This is a genomic window from Cryomorphaceae bacterium 1068 (assembly GCA_027214385.1).
Classification (GTDB): Bacteria; Bacteroidota; Bacteroidia; order Flavobacteriales_D; family Cryomorphaceae; genus JAKVAV01.
The window spans coordinates 350,344-366,866 of record JAPVXR010000002.1 but is presented as its reverse complement, the minus strand read 5'-3'; the positions used below and the strand labels follow the sequence as shown (position 1 = coordinate 366,866).

The 16,523-nt window shown below is 43.1% G+C and carries 15 protein-coding genes and 1 tRNA gene; 5 read left to right on the top strand and 11 right to left on the bottom strand.

The window, feature by feature from the left end:
• Positions 1 to 37 precede the first annotated feature (37 nt).
• Positions 38 to 994 carry a bifunctional riboflavin kinase/FAD synthetase gene (locus O3Q51_04430; GenBank protein ID MCZ4408040.1) on the bottom strand — a complete coding sequence of 319 codons (957 nt, stop codon included), beginning with the start codon at positions 992 to 994 and terminating at the stop codon, positions 38 to 40.
• Between the two features lie 154 nt (positions 995 to 1,148).
• Here O3Q51_04430 and atpD point away from each other — a divergent pair, with 154 nt between their 5' ends.
• Complete coding sequence (gene atpD, locus O3Q51_04425; GenBank protein ID MCZ4408039.1) at positions 1,149 to 2,654, top strand: F0F1 ATP synthase subunit beta; 1,506 nt, start codon at positions 1,149 to 1,151, stop codon at positions 2,652 to 2,654.
• A 3-nt stretch (positions 2,655 to 2,657) separates the two neighbouring features.
• The gene (gene atpC, locus O3Q51_04420) at positions 2,658 to 2,894 is read left to right on the top strand and encodes an ATP synthase F1 subunit epsilon (GenBank protein MCZ4408038.1); all 237 of its coding nucleotides are present in this window, start codon (positions 2,658 to 2,660) and stop codon (positions 2,892 to 2,894) included.
• 185 nt (positions 2,895 to 3,079) lie between these two features.
• On the opposite strand, the gene O3Q51_04415 is transcribed toward atpC, so the two are convergent.
• Genes O3Q51_04415 through rsgA form a run of 3 tightly spaced genes read right to left on the bottom strand, consistent with a single transcriptional unit; the run spans position 3,080 to position 4,784 of the window.
• A complete protein-coding gene (locus O3Q51_04415) occupies positions 3,080 to 3,409 on the bottom strand; it encodes a nucleotide pyrophosphohydrolase (GenBank protein MCZ4408037.1) in 330 nt (109 codons plus the stop codon).
• Complete coding sequence (gene dtd, locus O3Q51_04410) at positions 3,409 to 3,861, bottom strand: D-aminoacyl-tRNA deacylase (protein MCZ4408036.1); 453 nt, start codon at positions 3,859 to 3,861, stop codon at positions 3,409 to 3,411. Before dtd ends, O3Q51_04415 begins: the two co-directional genes overlap by 1 nt.
• Positions 3,858 to 4,784 carry a ribosome small subunit-dependent GTPase A gene (rsgA, locus tag O3Q51_04405; protein ID MCZ4408035.1) on the bottom strand — a complete coding sequence of 309 codons (927 nt, stop codon included), beginning with the start codon at positions 4,782 to 4,784 and terminating at the stop codon, positions 3,858 to 3,860. Before rsgA ends, dtd begins: the two co-directional genes overlap by 4 nt.
• 53 nt (positions 4,785 to 4,837) lie before the next feature.
• On the opposite strand from rsgA, the gene gldA reads away from it, so the two are divergent.
• Both gldA and metK read left to right on the top strand, forming a co-directional pair.
• The gene (gene gldA / locus O3Q51_04400; GenBank protein ID MCZ4408034.1) at positions 4,838 to 5,740 is read left to right on the top strand and encodes a gliding motility-associated ABC transporter ATP-binding subunit GldA; all 903 of its coding nucleotides are present in this window, start codon (positions 4,838 to 4,840) and stop codon (positions 5,738 to 5,740) included.
• Between the two features lie 145 nt (positions 5,741 to 5,885).
• Complete coding sequence (gene metK, locus O3Q51_04395) at positions 5,886 to 7,184, top strand: methionine adenosyltransferase (protein ID MCZ4408033.1); 1,299 nt, start codon at positions 5,886 to 5,888, stop codon at positions 7,182 to 7,184.
• 85 nt (positions 7,185 to 7,269) lie between these two features.
• Here metK and der read toward each other — a convergent pair whose 3' ends face one another.
• Positions 7,270 to 8,574: a ribosome biogenesis GTPase Der gene (der, locus tag O3Q51_04390; protein ID MCZ4408032.1), complete on the bottom strand. Its 1,305-nt coding sequence runs from the start codon at positions 8,572 to 8,574 to the stop codon at positions 7,270 to 7,272.
• Between the two features lie 2 nt (positions 8,575 to 8,576).
• A complete protein-coding gene (era, locus tag O3Q51_04385; GenBank protein MCZ4408031.1) occupies positions 8,577 to 9,458 on the bottom strand; it encodes a GTPase Era in 882 nt (293 codons plus the stop codon).
• A 120-nt stretch (positions 9,459 to 9,578) separates the two neighbouring features.
• Between era and O3Q51_04380 the strand changes: the two genes are divergently transcribed.
• Positions 9,579 to 9,651: transfer RNA gene (locus O3Q51_04380), tRNA-Met, on the top strand.
• Positions 9,652 to 9,726: 75 nt separating this feature from the next.
• Here the strand turns inward: O3Q51_04380 and O3Q51_04375 are convergent.
• The 5 genes from O3Q51_04375 to O3Q51_04355 form a co-directional block, all read right to left on the bottom strand.
• A complete protein-coding gene (locus O3Q51_04375; GenBank protein MCZ4408030.1) occupies positions 9,727 to 11,625 on the bottom strand; it encodes an ABC-F family ATP-binding cassette domain-containing protein in 1,899 nt (632 codons plus the stop codon).
• A gap of 58 nt (positions 11,626 to 11,683) precedes the next feature.
• The gene (gene gldN / locus O3Q51_04370) at positions 11,684 to 12,547 is read right to left on the bottom strand and encodes a gliding motility protein GldN (GenBank protein ID MCZ4408029.1); all 864 of its coding nucleotides are present in this window, start codon (positions 12,545 to 12,547) and stop codon (positions 11,684 to 11,686) included.
• Positions 12,548 to 12,558: 11 nt separating this feature from the next.
• A complete protein-coding gene (gene gldM, locus O3Q51_04365; GenBank protein ID MCZ4408028.1) occupies positions 12,559 to 14,244 on the bottom strand; it encodes a gliding motility protein GldM in 1,686 nt (561 codons plus the stop codon).
• Between the two features lie 26 nt (positions 14,245 to 14,270).
• Entirely contained in the window at positions 14,271 to 15,059 is a 789-nt protein-coding gene (gldL, locus tag O3Q51_04360; GenBank protein MCZ4408027.1) for a gliding motility protein GldL, read from the bottom strand.
• A 78-nt stretch (positions 15,060 to 15,137) separates the two neighbouring features.
• Positions 15,138 to 16,487: an SUMF1/EgtB/PvdO family nonheme iron enzyme gene (locus O3Q51_04355; protein MCZ4408026.1), complete on the bottom strand. Its 1,350-nt coding sequence runs from the start codon at positions 16,485 to 16,487 to the stop codon at positions 15,138 to 15,140.
• Positions 16,488 to 16,523: the final 36 nt, after the last annotated feature.

The window sequence follows — 16,523 nt, the reverse complement described above, 5'->3', positions numbered from 1 at the left end:
AAGAAGCCCGTTTTTAACACCGGTGCAGGGAGAAACCCTAGTAAATGATATCGTGGTCAGAAAGATCGTCGAGGTGACGACCAGCCACAGTAGCATCCTTTTGAAGCTGGGCACGAAGTTGTTCAAGGCTTTCAAATTTGATCTCATCGCGAATTCGATCCACGAAGGTAACCTTGATTTCCTTTTCGTAAAGGTCTCCGTCAAATTCAAATAGATTGACTTCTAAAATTCGATCTTCAGAATCACTCACAGTAGGGCGATTCCCGAGATTAGCCATTCCGCGATAGATTCTCCCATCATAATCAACAGCCACAGAGTATACTCCGTTACCGGGAATCAATTTGTAGGATTCATCAGGTTCTAAGTTGGCCGTGGGAAAACCAATACTGCGGCCAATTTCCTGTCCTTTTATAACCTTACCGGAAACGGAGTACCGATACCCCAAAAACTCATTGGCCTTAGCCAAATCTCCATCCAATAACGCATTTCTAATTTTTGTAGAGCTCACATTGACGTCGTCAATTTCTTGTGCTGAGATCTCCTCTACTTCAAAACCGTAATCAGGGGCTACACTCTTAAGCTCCTCCAAATTACCCTCACGGTTCCTACCGAAATGATGGTCATAGCCTATGACTAATTTGGAGACGTTGAGGTCTCTCACCAAAATATCGCGAACGTATTCCACCGCAGTGATCCGACTAAAATCGACTGAAAAGGGATGGATGATCAAATGATCAATTCCTGATTCCCTCAAGAGCTCAATTCTTTCTCTAAGGGTGGAAAGAAGCTTCAGTTCGTTATCATCTGGAAAGAGCACCAACCTAGGGTGTGGCCAAAAAGTCAAAAGAACGGATTCGCCGTTTTGATTTTTTGCCAATTCATTGATGCGATTGATAATGGTTTTATGCCCGATGTGAACTCCATCAAATGTTCCCACCGTAACGATGGTACCAGAGGTAGGATGAAAATCGGCAACATCGTGGTATACTTCCAAGTTAGTCTCCTTTGTTTAATAGGATTAGCGCTGCAAAGCGGCTTCAAAATTATGAAAAATTAAATGCGCTAAACGGGTTGGTAATAACCAAGTTAAATTTTAGCTTTGCACCGCAATTTAGCGACCCTAAAAGTCAAATCTTAACACAACAAAAATGGCGAAAAATACCGGTAAAGTAGTCCAGGTCATCGGACCGGTAATTGACGTAAGTTTTGCGGATGAGCAAAATTTGCCGAACATTTATGACTCTTTGGAAATCACAAGAGCTGATGGCTCTAAATTGGTTCTTGAGTGTCAACAACACGTAGGTGAAGATACCGTGCGTACCATCGCAATGGAAGCTACCGACGGAATCGCAAGAGGAACCGAAGTGGTAAACACGGGAAATCCGATTGTAATGCCAATCGGCGAGCAAGTGAAAGGACGCCTCTTCAATGTAACCGGCGATGCCATTGATGGTATTGGCGATGTTTCAAAAGAAGGTGGTTCACCGATTCACCGTGCAGCTCCGAAATTCGAAAATCTTTCGACAGCGAACGAAATTCTATACACCGGTATTAAAGTAATTGACCTTATCGAGCCTTATTCGAAAGGAGGAAAGATTGGTCTCTTCGGTGGTGCGGGAGTTGGTAAAACCGTATTGATTCAGGAGTTGATCAACAATATTGCAAAAGGTTACTCCGGCCTTTCAGTATTCGCAGGAGTAGGTGAAAGAACCCGTGAAGGAAACGACCTTCTTCGCGAGATGCTTGAGTCAGGGATTATCACCTATGGTGATGATTTCATGGAAAGCATGGAAAGCGGTGGATGGGACTTGTCAAAAGTTGACAAGGAGAAAATGAAGACTTCACAAGCCACTTTCGTATTCGGTCAGATGAACGAACCCCCGGGGGCACGTGCACGTGTTGCGCTATCAGGATTGACTATGGCGGAATATTTCCGTGACGGAGAAGAAGACGGACAAGGAAAAGACATCCTTTTCTTCATCGATAACATTTTCCGATTTACCCAAGCAGGTTCTGAGGTATCAGCACTTCTAGGTCGTATGCCATCAGCGGTAGGTTATCAACCTACACTCGCTACTGAGATGGGTGCCATGCAAGAGCGAATTACTTCTACCAAGCGTGGATCGATCACATCTGTACAAGCGGTTTACGTGCCTGCGGATGACTTGACTGACCCTGCACCCGCGACGACATTCTCTCACTTGGATGCAACTACGGTACTTTCGAGAAAGATTGCTGAGCTGGGAATTTATCCTGCGGTGGATCCATTGGATTCAACGTCTCGAATTCTTTCTAGAGAAATCGTAGGAAACGAGCACTATGACTGTGCACAACGGGTGAAAGAAACACTTCAACGCTACAAGGAACTTCAAGACATCATCGCCATTTTGGGTATGGATGAATTGAGTGAAGAGGATAAGCAAATTGTGCACAGAGCACGTCGTGTACAGCGATTCCTTTCGCAACCCTTCCACGTAGCAGAGCAGTTTACAGGTCTTGAAGGTGTATTGGTTCCGATTGAAGAATGTATCAAAGGATTCAACATGATTCTCGATGGAGAGCTAGATCAGTATCCTGAAGCAGCTTTCAACTTGAAAGGAAACATTGACGACGTAATCGAAGCGGGAGAGAAAATGCTCGCTGATAACAAATAAGACATGAACGTTGACATCATTACACCCGATGAGAGTCTATATTCAGGCGACGCCACTTCTGTGACGGTTCCCGGTATCGACGGAAGTCTGGGTATTCTCGACCGTCACGCTCCGCTTATCTCTGCCCTCAAAAAAGGACAGGTGAAAGTAACCGATGCTTCAGGAAAGGAAACAACCTTTGACATCGACGGTGGCGTGGCTGAAGTGAAAGACAACAAAGTGATCATCTTGGCCGAATAGCCACTAAGGTCTCAGAATATTAAAAGCCGCTCCATAAAGAGCGGCTTTTTCATACAATAAAAAAAAGCGCCGATTCATTAAAGAATCAGCGCTGCTGTTGAGGATTAAACTTGTTTTTAAAGGGGAACGAATCATATGATTCTGTCTCCTTTTACGCGTCGAATCTATTTTAGTTTCACAATTTTTTACTCCTTCAACTTAGGGTTATCGAAATGTCTTTTGTTGTCTCGCCCAGTCTTCTTTTCAAAGTTTTTCTGAACGGCTTTTTCCAAGTCTATCCCTGTTTGATTTGCCAGACAGGTCAGCACCCAAAGCACATCAGCCATCTCATCTCCCAAGTCTTTGTTCTTGTCGCTTTCTTTCTCTGACTGTTCGCCGTAGCGTCGAGATATGATACGTGCTAACTCCCCTACTTCTTCCGTAAGGATGGCCATATTGGTCAGCTCATTGAAGTAGCGCACTCCATATTGTTTTATCCACGCATCGACTTGCTCCTGCAATTCTTTTATCTCCATCAGTCTTTGTTTTTTGTATCGATGAGAATAGTCACGGGCCCATCGTTTTCAATCATTACTTTCATATCAGCACCGAAAATCCCTGACTCTACTCTACCAAACACTTCATGCTGGAGCACTTTCAAAAAATGCTCGTAAAGCGGCACGGCAAGATCGGGCTTAGCTGCTCGAATGTATGAAGGTCTTGTACCCTTCTTGGTTTTGGCATGCAAGGTGAATTGGCTTATCGCCAATACATCTCCTCTTACTTCATTCACCGAGAGGTTCATCAGGCCGTCTTTGTCATTGAAAATTCTCAAAGTCGCGATTTTGGCTGCCAGCCAATTAGCATCCTCCTCGGTATCATCTTGCCCCACTCCTACCAGGACATTAAGTCCGGTGCCTATTTCACCTTTGACTTCATCGTCAATTTCTACTTTGGATTTTCGCACCCGCTGAATAACCGCTTTCATGTTCTGAAGGTTTGTTCATCCGTTTCTTGGAGCATATTTAAATAACTGTTGTAGCGGGTTCGCGCCACTTCTCCAGTATCCAAAGCTGCCTTCACAGCGCAGCCCGGTTCATTGTCGTGAATACAATTGTAGTATTTGCAGTCAGGTAATAGGCGACGCATTTCGGGGAAATATCCTGCCAATTCTTCTTTTTCAAAATGCACCAATCCGAAACCGCGAATCCCAGGTGTATCCACAATGTACCCTCCAAAACTGAGGTGATGCATTTGTGCAAAGGTCGTCGTATGCTTTCCCATTTGATGGAAATCAGAAATCTCGCCAACCTTTGCATTGAGGTTTGGATCAATGGCATTGACCAATCTGGATTTTCCAACGCCAGAATGTCCGGTCAATAAAACGGTTTTGTTTTCGAGGAGGTTTTTGAATTCCTCAAGTCCTTGTGCCGCTTCTGCCGAAGTGATTAAGGTCTGATAACCTAAGCTCGCATAGACACTTAAAAAATGATTAGCCATCTCAAGCTCTTCTCGATCCAGCAGGTCAGCTTTGTTGATGACCACCGCTACAGGAATGTGGTACGCCTCAGCCGCTACACAGAATCGATCGATGAAAGTCGGGAAGGTCGTCGGATTTTTTAACGTAACAACGATCGCCGCTAAATCTAAGTTGGCCGCTATAATGTGACTTTGCTTAGAAAGATTGACCGATTTACGAACGATGTAGTTTTTACGCTCGTGAATATTTAAAATGACATAGCTATCAGCCCCGCCATCTATATCCACCACATCACCAACGGCAACAGGATTAGTGGAACGAATGCCTTTAATGCGTAGCTTTCCTCTAACGCGACAATCTATAATTTCTCCTTGCGTTGTTTCAACAGTATACCAACTGCCTGTGCTTTTTATTACGAGCCCTTCCTGCATTGCGGAAGCTAAAGTAGCATAGATCAAAGAAAGTTGTATAATTTCGTCAGCCTATGTCGATCAAAGTCGAAAATGTATCAAAGTATTACGGAAGCCAGGCGGCCTTAAAAGGAGTATCTTTTGAAGTAAAGAAAGGTGAAGTAGTAGGATTCTTAGGACCTAATGGTGCAGGTAAGTCAACGATGATGAAAATCATCACCACCTACTTGCCTGCGGATGAAGGCAGCGTTGACGTCTCAGGGTTTGACGTGAATGAAAAGCCTATTGACGTAAGAAAAAGAGTAGGCTACCTCCCTGAGAGCAATCCGCTTTACCACGAAATGTACATTCGCGAATACTTGTCCTTTGTAGGAGGAATGTATGGGTTGAAAAACAAGAAACAGAGTGTGGAGGAAATGATCGAAGCGGTGGGCCTCAGCCCTGAGAGTCATAAAAAGATCGGTGAACTCTCAAAAGGATACAAGCAACGTGTAGGTTTGGCTCAGGCAATGCTTCACGACCCGGAAGTTCTCATACTGGATGAGCCCACATCAGGGCTCGACCCCAATCAATTGGAAGACATTCGATCCTTGATTCGGAAAATCGGAAAGGAGAAATCAGTTTTGCTCAGCACGCACATTATGCAAGAGGTGGAGGCCATTTGTGATCGAGTGATTATCATTAAGAAAGGTGAAATTGTAGCCGATGATAGCATGACTCACCTGAAGGAAGAGGCCGTATCAGACGTTGTGTTTTTCCATGTAAATGGTAAGCTCAATACAGAATTGATTCAAGCCCTTCCCGGAGTGACGAAGGTGAAGGGATTGGGTTCGGGTCAATATTTGGTTTCCGCAGAAAAAGGAAACGGACTAACCGGAGAACTCTCGAAATTGGCTTCACGCGAAGGTCTCGATATTGAAGAGTTACGAAAGGAAGAACGTCGATTGGAAGATGTTTTCAAGTCCTTGACGAAATAGAGGTTTTCAACGTCTCTTTTTTTCTATTTTTGTGCCACTTCCGTGGAAAGATTTGGCCTATTGCAACCACAGTAAAAAATGCTAAAAAATGCATTTTCTATTGGCCTTTCCGAACGGGACACTAACAAAAAACTTAAAATATTTCATGCCTTACTCCTTCACTTCCGAGTCGGTGTCTGAAGGGCACCCGGACAAAATTGCCGATCAGATTTCCGATTCAATTTTGGACAATTTCCTAGCTTTTGACCCAACGTCAAAAGTAGCCTGCGAAACATTAGTTACAACTGGCCAAGTAGTGATCGCCGGAGAGGTGCGATCGGATACGTATGTGGACATTCAGAATATTGCAAGAGATGTCATTACGCGAATTGGTTATACCAAGAGCGAATACATGTTCGAGGCCAATAGCTGTGGTGTATTGAGTGCTCTTCACGAGCAATCACCCGATATCTACCAAGGTGTAGACCGTGGAAACCCTGAGGATCAAGGAGCTGGCGACCAAGGAATGATGTTCGGTTATGCGACTAATGAGACAGATAATTACATGCCGTTGGCATTGGATTTATCACATCGAATTTTGCGCGTACTTGCCGAACTAAGAAGAGAAGGAAAGGAAATTCCATATTTACGTCCTGACGCGAAGTCGCAGGTAACTATTGAGTACAATGACGATCACCAACCTCAGAAAATTTTGTCTATCGTAGTTTCTACCCAGCACGATGAGTTCGTTATGGCTGAATCAAACGATCACGCTACAAAGAAAAAAGCCGAGGCTGATATGTGCGGTGAAATTCGAAAGGATTTGATCAATATATTGATGCCACGAGTGGTAGCACAGCTTCCTCATCACATTCAGGATTTATTCACAGATGACATCGTTTACCACATCAACCCAACAGGTAAATTCGTTATCGGTGGACCACACGGTGATGCAGGATTGACGGGAAGAAAAATAATCGTGGATACTTACGGAGGAAAAGGTGCTCATGGTGGTGGTGCTTTCAGTGGAAAAGACCCTAGTAAAGTAGATCGTTCGGCAGCTTATGCCTCTCGACACATTGCTAAAAACTTAGTAGCAGCAGGAGTGGCCGATCAAGTATTGGTTCAGGTCTCTTATGCCATCGGAGTTGTTGAGCCGACAGGAGTGTATATCGATACTTACGGAACATCAAACGTGAACTTGTCCAATGGTGAAATCGCTAAAAAGGTAACCGATCTATTCGACCTTCGACCCGGAATGATTGAACGCGACCTGAAACTAAGACAACCTATTTACGGAGAGTCTGCAGCTTATGGCCACATGGGAAGAACTCCTGAGTTGGTAACAAAAACATTCACCCGCTCCAACGGAAATGCAACCGTCTCCAAGGAAGTCGAGGTAGAGCTATTCACATGGGAGAAGCTTGACCGTGTGGATGATATCAAAAAAGCTTTTGGCCTTTAATATTTTCGACAATAACAAAGCAGTAATCAAAAATCCCACTCGAGAGTGGGATTTTTTATGGGGTTAAATTTTGTGTCTTTTGTGACTACTTCTTTCTAAAGAAAATCATTATGGGAATTCCTTCTAAGTTGAAATTTTCCCTGAATTGATTTTCTAAAAACCTACGATACGGTTCCTTAATATACTGAGGGAGATTGCAGTAAAAGGCAAAAGCCACTTTAGAAGTTGGCAATTGCATCAGGTATTTTATGCGAATGTACTTCCCTTTGTACGCAGGCGGTTGTCTAAACTCAAAAATTGGTTGAAATACTTCGTTGAGTTTCGAAGTGGGAATTCGTGTTTTCAATCGATCATAAACGCTCAAAGCTTCTTCAATCGCTTTGTGAATTCGCTGCTTAGTAAGCGCTGAAGTGAATACTATCGGCACGTCATTGAACGGAGCAATGCGATCGCGAATTTTGTCCTCATAGACTTTTGTGGAGTTGGTATCCTTTTCCACCAAATCCCACTTATTCACAAGAATCACAACACCTTTCCCGTTCTTCTCAATCATATTGAAGATGTTGAGGTCCTGCTTTTGAATTCCTTCAGTAGCATCAAGAATTAGGATACATACATCGCTGTTTTCAATGCTCCTTACTGAGCGCAGTACGGAGTAAAACTCGATGTCCTCATGTACCTTACTTCGCTTCCGGATACCAGCTGTATCGACCAAGTTAAAATCAAATCCGTACGCATTATAGCGAGTGAATACCGAATCGCGCGTGGTACCGGCTTGATCAGTAACAATGTTTCTTTCCTTTCCAAGAAGAGCATTGATGAATGAAGACTTCCCTACGTTCGGTTTTCCAACTACCGAAATCTTTGGAATATCATCTTCGGGCTCCTGAATCTTCTCAGGAAAGGTAGCAACCAGAGCATCAAGAAGATCGCCTGTTCCTCCACCATTTGCAGCTGAAACGCAATAAACTTCCCCTAAACCATAAGAGTAAAACTCAGAGGCTTGTACGATACGATCGTTGGTATCTACCTTGTTGGCAACGGTTAGAATAGGCTTATCAGATTTTCTCAATAAAGCGGCAATTGCCTCATCATGATCCGTGATACCTGTAGTAACGTCATTCAAAAAGATAATGGAACTGCACTCCTCAATGGCCAACTCTACTTGCTTCTTTATCTCCTCCTCGAAGACATCTTCGCTATTGACGGTATATCCTCCCGTATCAATCACAGAAAATTCCCATCCCGTCCATTCAGCTTTACCGTAGTGACGATCTCGGGTTACCCCGCTGGTAGGATCTACTACCGCATCTCTCGTCTCGGTTAGGCGATTGAAAAGAGTGGATTTGCCCACATTGGGTCTTCCTACTATTGCAACTATATTGGGCATGATTATCCTTTGTATCCGTAATTCTTCAGTTTGTTCTCTTTGTTTCTCCAGTCTTCATCAACCTTCACATATAGTTGAAGAAAGACTTTCTTATCGAGAAACTTTTCCAGGTCCTTTCTGGCCTCAGTACCTACTCGTTTTAGCCCAGCCCCTTGGTGGCCGATCAGAATCCCTTTTTGACTCTTTCGCATTACATAGATCACAGCGGAGATCCTGACAATATTTTCTTCGTCTTTGTATTCCTCCACTTGGATTTCCACTGAATAGGGAATTTCCTTTTTATAGTGAGTTAAAATCTTCTCACGAATTCTCTCTTCTACAAAAAAGCGCATAGGTCGATCTGTTAACGCATCCTTCTCATAATAAGGCGGAGACTCAGGGATCAGTTCTTTCACTCTTCGCTCTAGTACATCCACACCAAAATCGTGCAAGGCAGAAACAGGGATGACCTCTTTTAGACCAAATTTTTCCTTTAGAATATCAGACATCTCTTCCACCTTACTTTGGTCTGATAGATCTATTTTATTTAAAACTCCAATAATGGGAATGTCCAAGTTCTTTAATGGTGTTTCAAGGCCAAAAAAGTCAGCATTTTTGTCGTAGATATCTACCAGTAAAAGTAGAACGTCAGCGTCTGAAATAGCTTCCTTAACGAAAGACATCATGCTATTTTGCAGAGCATACTTGGGTTCAAGGATTCCAGGAGTATCACTGTAGACAATCTGATACTCTTCCGTATTGACAATTCCCGTTATTCGGTGCCTGGTAGTCTGCACCTTTCGATTGATAATGGAGATATGCTCTCCTACCAAGCGATTCATCAGCGTTGACTTGCCTGCATTGGGTCTACCGATAATGTTGACAAAGCCCGCTTTATGCGCCATGGAAAATAAATTTTGCCAACAAAGAAACAAAATATATATTTGCACCCCCGTTAAAGAAAAGAATCAATTAGCGAATTGACTTCTAACGGAACATAAAGACCAAAATAACCCAAGAGATATTGCGGGGTGGAGCAGTTGGTAGCTCGTCGGGCTCATAACCCGAAGGTCGTCAGTTCGAGTCTGGCCCCCGCTACTACGAGAAAAGCCGTTCAGAAATGAGCGGCTTTTTTATTTAGATATTTAAGCTAGTTTGAAGAATTTACCCTGATCAACCCTCTAGTTTGGTAGTCACTTCCTCCCACTCCGTCATTTTCTTTTCCAGTTTTTTCTGAGCTGTCTCGAGCATTGAACTATGGGCCTGGATTTTTTCGGGATCGGTGTGATCCAAGTTCACTCCTTCCATTTCGAGTTTAGATATCTGATCTTCTACTTTTTCTATCTCCTTCTCAAGAGCCGACAACCTCTTGTTCAGCTTCCACTTATCTTTCTCCGATACACCCGTCGATTTTTTGACCTTTTCTTTCGGGGAGTTTTTGATGTATTCGTACTGCTTAATACTCTCAGCTCGTTTTCTTTGAAGAAACTCAGAAATCGTTCCCGGAAAGGTAGTTATCGCAGAGTCGTGCATTTCAATTACCGGATTAGCCAAGCCTTGCAGAAAATCCCTATCGTGCGAAACAACTAACAATGTCCCATCATAGGCCATAATGGCCTGCTTGAGAACTTCTTTTGACCTCATATCCAAGTGATTTGTGGGCTCATCAAGGATCAAGAAGTTATACTGATGCAGCATAAGCTTACAAAGGGCCAATCTGGCCTTTTCACCCCCTGAAAGAACCTTCACTTTCTTGAATACATCATCGCCACTGAACATGAACGCCCCCAATAGAGACCGCACTTTTTTTCGGTATTCTCCCGTGGCCTCGTTCTCAATCACTTCGAGAGCTGTTAGATTTGGGGGAAGTTCGTCACTTTGGTTTTGTGTGTAGTATCCAACATCTACGTTGTAGCCCAATTCGCAATCGCCTTCGTAGCTGGTCTCTCCCGCTATCACCTTAGTCATCGTGGTTTTACCTACTCCATTCTTCCCAATGAGTGCTACTTTCTGGCCTCTCAAAATCTCAAAATCCAATCCCTTAAAAATCTGTTTAGACCCGTAGGATTTTGACAAACCTTGTCCTTTTACAACGACTTTCCCTGCTCGAGGTGCAGGCTGGAAACGAAAATCCATAGCAGAGTCATCCTCTTCATCTACTTCAATTCGCTCCATCTTGTCCAGCTTCTTAATCAAACTCTGAGCAAATGCAGCCTTGTTGGCCTTAGCCCTGAATTTATTAATCAGGTCTTCGGTCTGTTTGATTTCTTTCTCCTGGTTCTTCTTCGCTTCAATTTGTTTTTCAATGACGTCTTTTCGAAGCTCTACGAATCTTGAATAGGCGGCATTATAATCGAAAATAGACCCGTTCAACAATTCAGCTGTGCGATTGGTCACATTGTCCAGGAACAAACGGTCGTGTGAAATAAGAACGACAGCTCCTGAATAATTCTTTAGATAGTCCTCCAACCATTGAATGGACTCAATATCCAAGTGGTTTGTAGGCTCATCGAGAAGCAACAAGTTGGGTTTTTGAAGAAGAATCTTGGCCAAAGCTACTCTCATCTGCCATCCACCACTAAATGCTGAAAGAGGCTTTTTGAATTCTTCCTTGAGGAATCCCAGTCCAAGAAGAACGAGCTCTATCTGCTGATCTTGGGAGTCGACATCATATATTCCAAGTTGAGTAGAGATTCGATTCAGTTCCTCAGCGAGGTCCATGTACTCTTCACTTTCGTAGTCCTCCCTCTCGCCCAACTCCTTTGAAATCGATTCGATTTTTCTTTCCAGATGCTGAGTAACCTCAAAAGCCTTTGAGACTTCCTCCTTAACCGAAAGATCAGAATTGAAAGCCAACTCTTGCGGCAGGTAACCAATTCCATACTCCTTGGGCTTGGAAATATGACCTTCATCAACGCCTTGATCCCCGATAATCACCTTGAACAAAGTTGTCTTACCAGCACCATTCTTTCCAACCAGGCCTATTTTATCATTTTCACCTATAAACAGATCTATCCCATCAAAGATGGGACGTTGGGCAAAATTCAAACGGATATTCTCTAGTCTAAACATAAAGCAAAAAAGCACCATGCGCTAGCATGATGCTTTTGAATTCAATTTGTAAAAGCAATTAAAAGCTCCAAAGGTCATGTTCCATAATAAACAACTTCTCCTTTACCTCTTCAGCTTTAAGTAGCCTGTCGATTCCAGAGTAAACGTCATCTAACTTACGGTCATAAACGTTGGATTCTTTAACTATCGTTGAGTTAAACATTCTTTTCTGAAACAGGTCATCAAAAGAACGTCTTTCTGAATCGTTAAATCGGTTAAACGAATCCCAGTTGGCAAATACATATCTACACTCAGGAAAGTACAACCAAAATAACGTCTCATAGGCTCCCGTAGCTTCGCCATTCTCATCTCTACGCTCTTTTAGCGGAGCTATACCGATGATTCGAACATAACGTTCAGAGCGCTGCTTATCAAAAAACCAATCTTCTTTGACTCTGTATCTTTTGATGTCTTGAGAGGTCGTTTTGATCACCTGATAAACAGGGACCAACTCACCTGTATCAGGATCCTCAGTAAACGTAGTATCAGGCTTTTCGAGCATGTTTTGAACATCACTTCTTAAAAGTGGTGTACGGAAATCATCCTCACGCCCCGTAACTCCCGTGCTGTAGGCGGTAATTGATCCTTCAACCAATAAGGCATCCTTGATCACGTCGAAGAGACTCTTCATTCCGTTGGATTCCTCCAAAGGATAATAAAGAGGCATATTCATCTTCTCACGGAGATCGATATCCTGCCATATCCGTTTAGCAAACATCACATCTGCTTCACGAATAAAAGGATACTGAATAACCTTTTTCGTTTTGTTGTGCTCTTTGATCCAGGCACCGTCCAATACGGTTTGCGCTTGGAGTTCAGACCCGCTTGTGAAAGCGAATGAACCAATCAAGAGAGCGAGTACAAGATGAAATTTCCTCTTCATAATGATCGAATTTATAGTATACGTAGGGTAATACCCGCCAGCTTTCTGATGGTACCATCAGGTGCAGTAGCCTTGATATTCTCAACACTTACTGTTTGATTCCTTCTGGTTTCTCTAAGCAATTCTTTCTGCTGTGCCGTCAATCTGTTACTTGTTGAAGAAAGAATCTTCACATCAGCTCCATTAGTCACCGCAATGTCAAAAGATCGTATTGGATAATTCAAATCGAATACAAAATCTTTCAAATCGGCAATAACACCCAAAGCAGCAGTCAACTCAGCTTTCTTCACAGTATTATCTACCGCAGTTTTACCTGCGAACTTTGCAACAGGATCAGGAACAGATTTAAGACGGAACTTAAACTCTCCCATGCTCTTCTTCTTCCCTTGCACTTCAGCAGAAACTCTAACGATTGCTTCAGATCCTTTCTTCACCTTAGCAATGTAAGATCCATCAGGCTTTTTGGATAGAGTTCCATTAGAGATCGTAGCAGTCAAAGCATCTTGAGGAATTCCGGGAACTGAAATCTCTACAGGATTATCAATACCCCTGTATAGTACATTCATTTTTGTTGGAGAAACAACCAAGCTAGGCTTCGCCACTTCATAGTCAACAATAAATTTGTAGGGCTCCTCTGCTTTTGTAGCAGGATTTCGGAATTTAATAATTCCTTCCCAATGCTTATCACCAATACCTCTTGCCGGTAGCGATACTCGACCGAAGCCATCTGCACCAACTTTAACCGGCGAACCCTGGCCTTCAGGAAGGCTTAAACTAGCACTATCAAGTTCAAGCCCTTCAGGACCTAAATCAATTGCAGGTAAATTTGTGTTGTCATAAGCTGCCAAGAAAACTTTAGCTCTGAACGAGTCGCCTTCAAGGATGTATGTTTTCTCAGGGATAACTACCGGAGCCAGCTGAGTGAACTTATAAGAAGCGGCCTCAACATCAGCAAAAAGGTGTCCCAAAACATCAGACTCAGCATTCCGCACATCGGCTTGTAGCTTACTCAATAGAGTAGTCGTAGCCGCTAGTGGAACGTGAAAGAAATTCAAAGATTCCCAATTCGTAGTAGTTCCTGAAGCGTCTTTGACCTTTTCGGGATATGTAAAAAGACTGTCAAGAGAATTAACCAGCGTAGGATTTCCCTTAGCCATCTGCTTTAACTCGTTTCCAAAGTCAATGAGCTCTTGCTTCAAAACTACTGCACGGTAGTTATTACCGTCAGGATTATCCGTGTCTAGTGGCTTATCAGGCTCAGCACCAATCATAATGTTGGTATTCACGTCATAGTTATCCTTACTACTCACGTATTTGAGGTCTAAGACGGTATCTTTGCCTGTAGATTCGTTTTTAGCCAACACATCCTCTATGGTCAAACCTTCAGTCTCAGCAATCGTTTTTGCTTTGATAAGATCGATATGACTCACTATCTCGTTGGCTTTGGTACGGAGTTCCTGCGCCTGAGCCCAAGCTGCACCGTACTTTTCTTTATTCTCGTTATAGGAAGCATTAAAGGCACCATATTGTCCGCCGAGCTTTCCATCAAAAGTAACCATGGTGGTTTCCAGACCATTGTTGATCGTGATAAACGCATCCAAGATTTCTTTCGAAACGTTAAGGGCCAGAAGAGCGGTCAGTACGAGGTACATCATACCGATCATCTTCTGCCTTGGGGTTTCTTTTCCTCCTGCCATGTCTTAAGACTTTGTTTTAAGAGTGATTAGACGTTAACAGAGGCAGGTGCACTCATAGCAGAGAGCATATTGCCGTAAACTGTATTCAGTCGAGAAAGATTCGATGCCAATTCAGAGATGTTCTCCTTATACTTCTTCGTATCCTCAACTGACTCGTTAAGATTCTTCATCAATTCAGTGATGCCACTGTACAATTGAGAAGAAGTTTGAAGTTCTTGCAGTTGAGTTTCATACATATTGTTCAGCTCAGCTAAATTGGAGCTCATTTTCTTCAGGTGCTCACCTGTTGAGGCTCCTTCTGCCTGACCTTCAGTAAGACCTGTAAGGGCTTCAGAAGCTCTTGCATAAGAGTCTGATAATTCACCAACCTTAGCAGAAGCTCCTTTTAAGGATTCAGTGTATTCGTTCGTAGCTACAGAAGCATCCGAAATTTCGTTAAGCTTTTCAGCTTGACTACTTAGACTCCTCAAGCCATTACCAAGACTGGCTATCAGCTCGGGCTCAATCTTGGCCTCTTCGAGCATATTATCCAATTGTTCGGTAATCGACTCGTCATCACCACGTGAAAGTGATTCTTTCGCAGGTTCACCCGATCTCAATTCAGGATAAACAAGTGACCAATCCAACTCTTCGTGAACAGGCTCGAAAGCCGAAAAGAAGAAAATAACGGCCTCAGTAGTCAAACCAACTACTAATAGCGCACCCGCAAACGGCCAATGCTGAATTTTAAATAGTGCTCCAATAATTACTACAGCCGCTCCGATTCCGTAGAGTTTGGCCATAAACTTTTTCCATGATTTACTTCCTGGTTTCATTTTCCTTGCTTTTACAAATAGTTAATAATTCTTGCTGGTTTCAATAAGAAGAATTTGGGGTGATTTAAGAGAAGGTCTTTAATTCCAATCCTCAGGATTACCAGTCTTACCTCTTCCGAGATAACTCATGACTGAGCGGAATCCTATATAGCATTTGGCAGTATCTTGATATTCGTATGAGCGTGTTCCGTTTTGCAGGTAATAGAACACATCTTTCCAAGATCCACCGCGAATAACCTTACGTTTCAAGGCAGGTGGATCATCAGCCAATGCATCATACTGATATTCCGGATTGAGATCATGTGCAAATTCGTAAACAGATTCGTCATATGCCGTACTTGTCCACTCTGCAACATTTCCTGACATACAGTATAATCCGTAGCCATTCGGCTCATAAGAGCGAACATCAACTGTTGTACATCCATCATCATCCACATAATCACCTCTCTGTGGCTTAAAGTTGGCCAAAGGACAACCCAAGATGTTTCTGATGTATGGGCCGCCCCACGGGTATGGGTTTTTATCTAAACCCCCGCGAGCAGCATATTCCCATTCCGCCTCTGTAGGCAACCTAAATCTTTGCACGTATGTTTCACCGTTTCTTTGTTGCCAAGAACTCAGGAGTTGTGATCTCCACACGTTGAATGCTTTGGCTTGCTGCCAAGTCACACCAACTACAGGATAATTATCATATGCAGGATGCCAGAAATAAGTTTCGGTCATTGGTTCATTAAAACCATATGTAAAATCATGCACCCACGCGAGGGTATCGGGATATACGTTAATGATCTCTCTAATGATAAACTTACTTCTATCCGTGTGCCCTTTAATGGCGTTGTTCTGACCTTTGATGTTGGTGTAGGATAAGTCTAAGTCTCGACCCGATTTGCTCGCCGCTGCTTTCAGGTCTACCCAGAAATACTCGAATTTAAGCTTCCGTGTATCTACCTCTTTCCTTCTGTAGAATCGCTCATATTCAGGCAAAAATAAATCCGCAAGCTCTTCACGTTCATCTTCTCCATTCCACTCGATCTCTTCATCCCAGTTAATGATAGGCGGATCAATGATTTCACCATACTCATCTTCTTCGATCACGTGCTCGCCAATACCAGCCTCGCCCAAATATCTGTGAGCAATAGAATCTCTCACCCAATAAACGAACTGTCGATATTCGTTATTAGAAATTTCGGTATCGTCCATATAAAAAGCCGAAACGGTCACACGCTTGTTATTATTCACTTGAGCGTATGGCACATCCTGATCATCAGAACCCATTACATAACTCCCGAAATGAATATAATTCATTCCATAAGGATTGTACTGAATCCAATCCTCTCTCGGTGCTACACCGACAAGTTCGCCTCGGTTTCCACCGACACAACTAGCCAAGGTCGCGGCAACTAACAGAAATAATATGATTCTTTTCATGCCTTGCAGGTTATTAATCCTCTAAAAAACGATTTT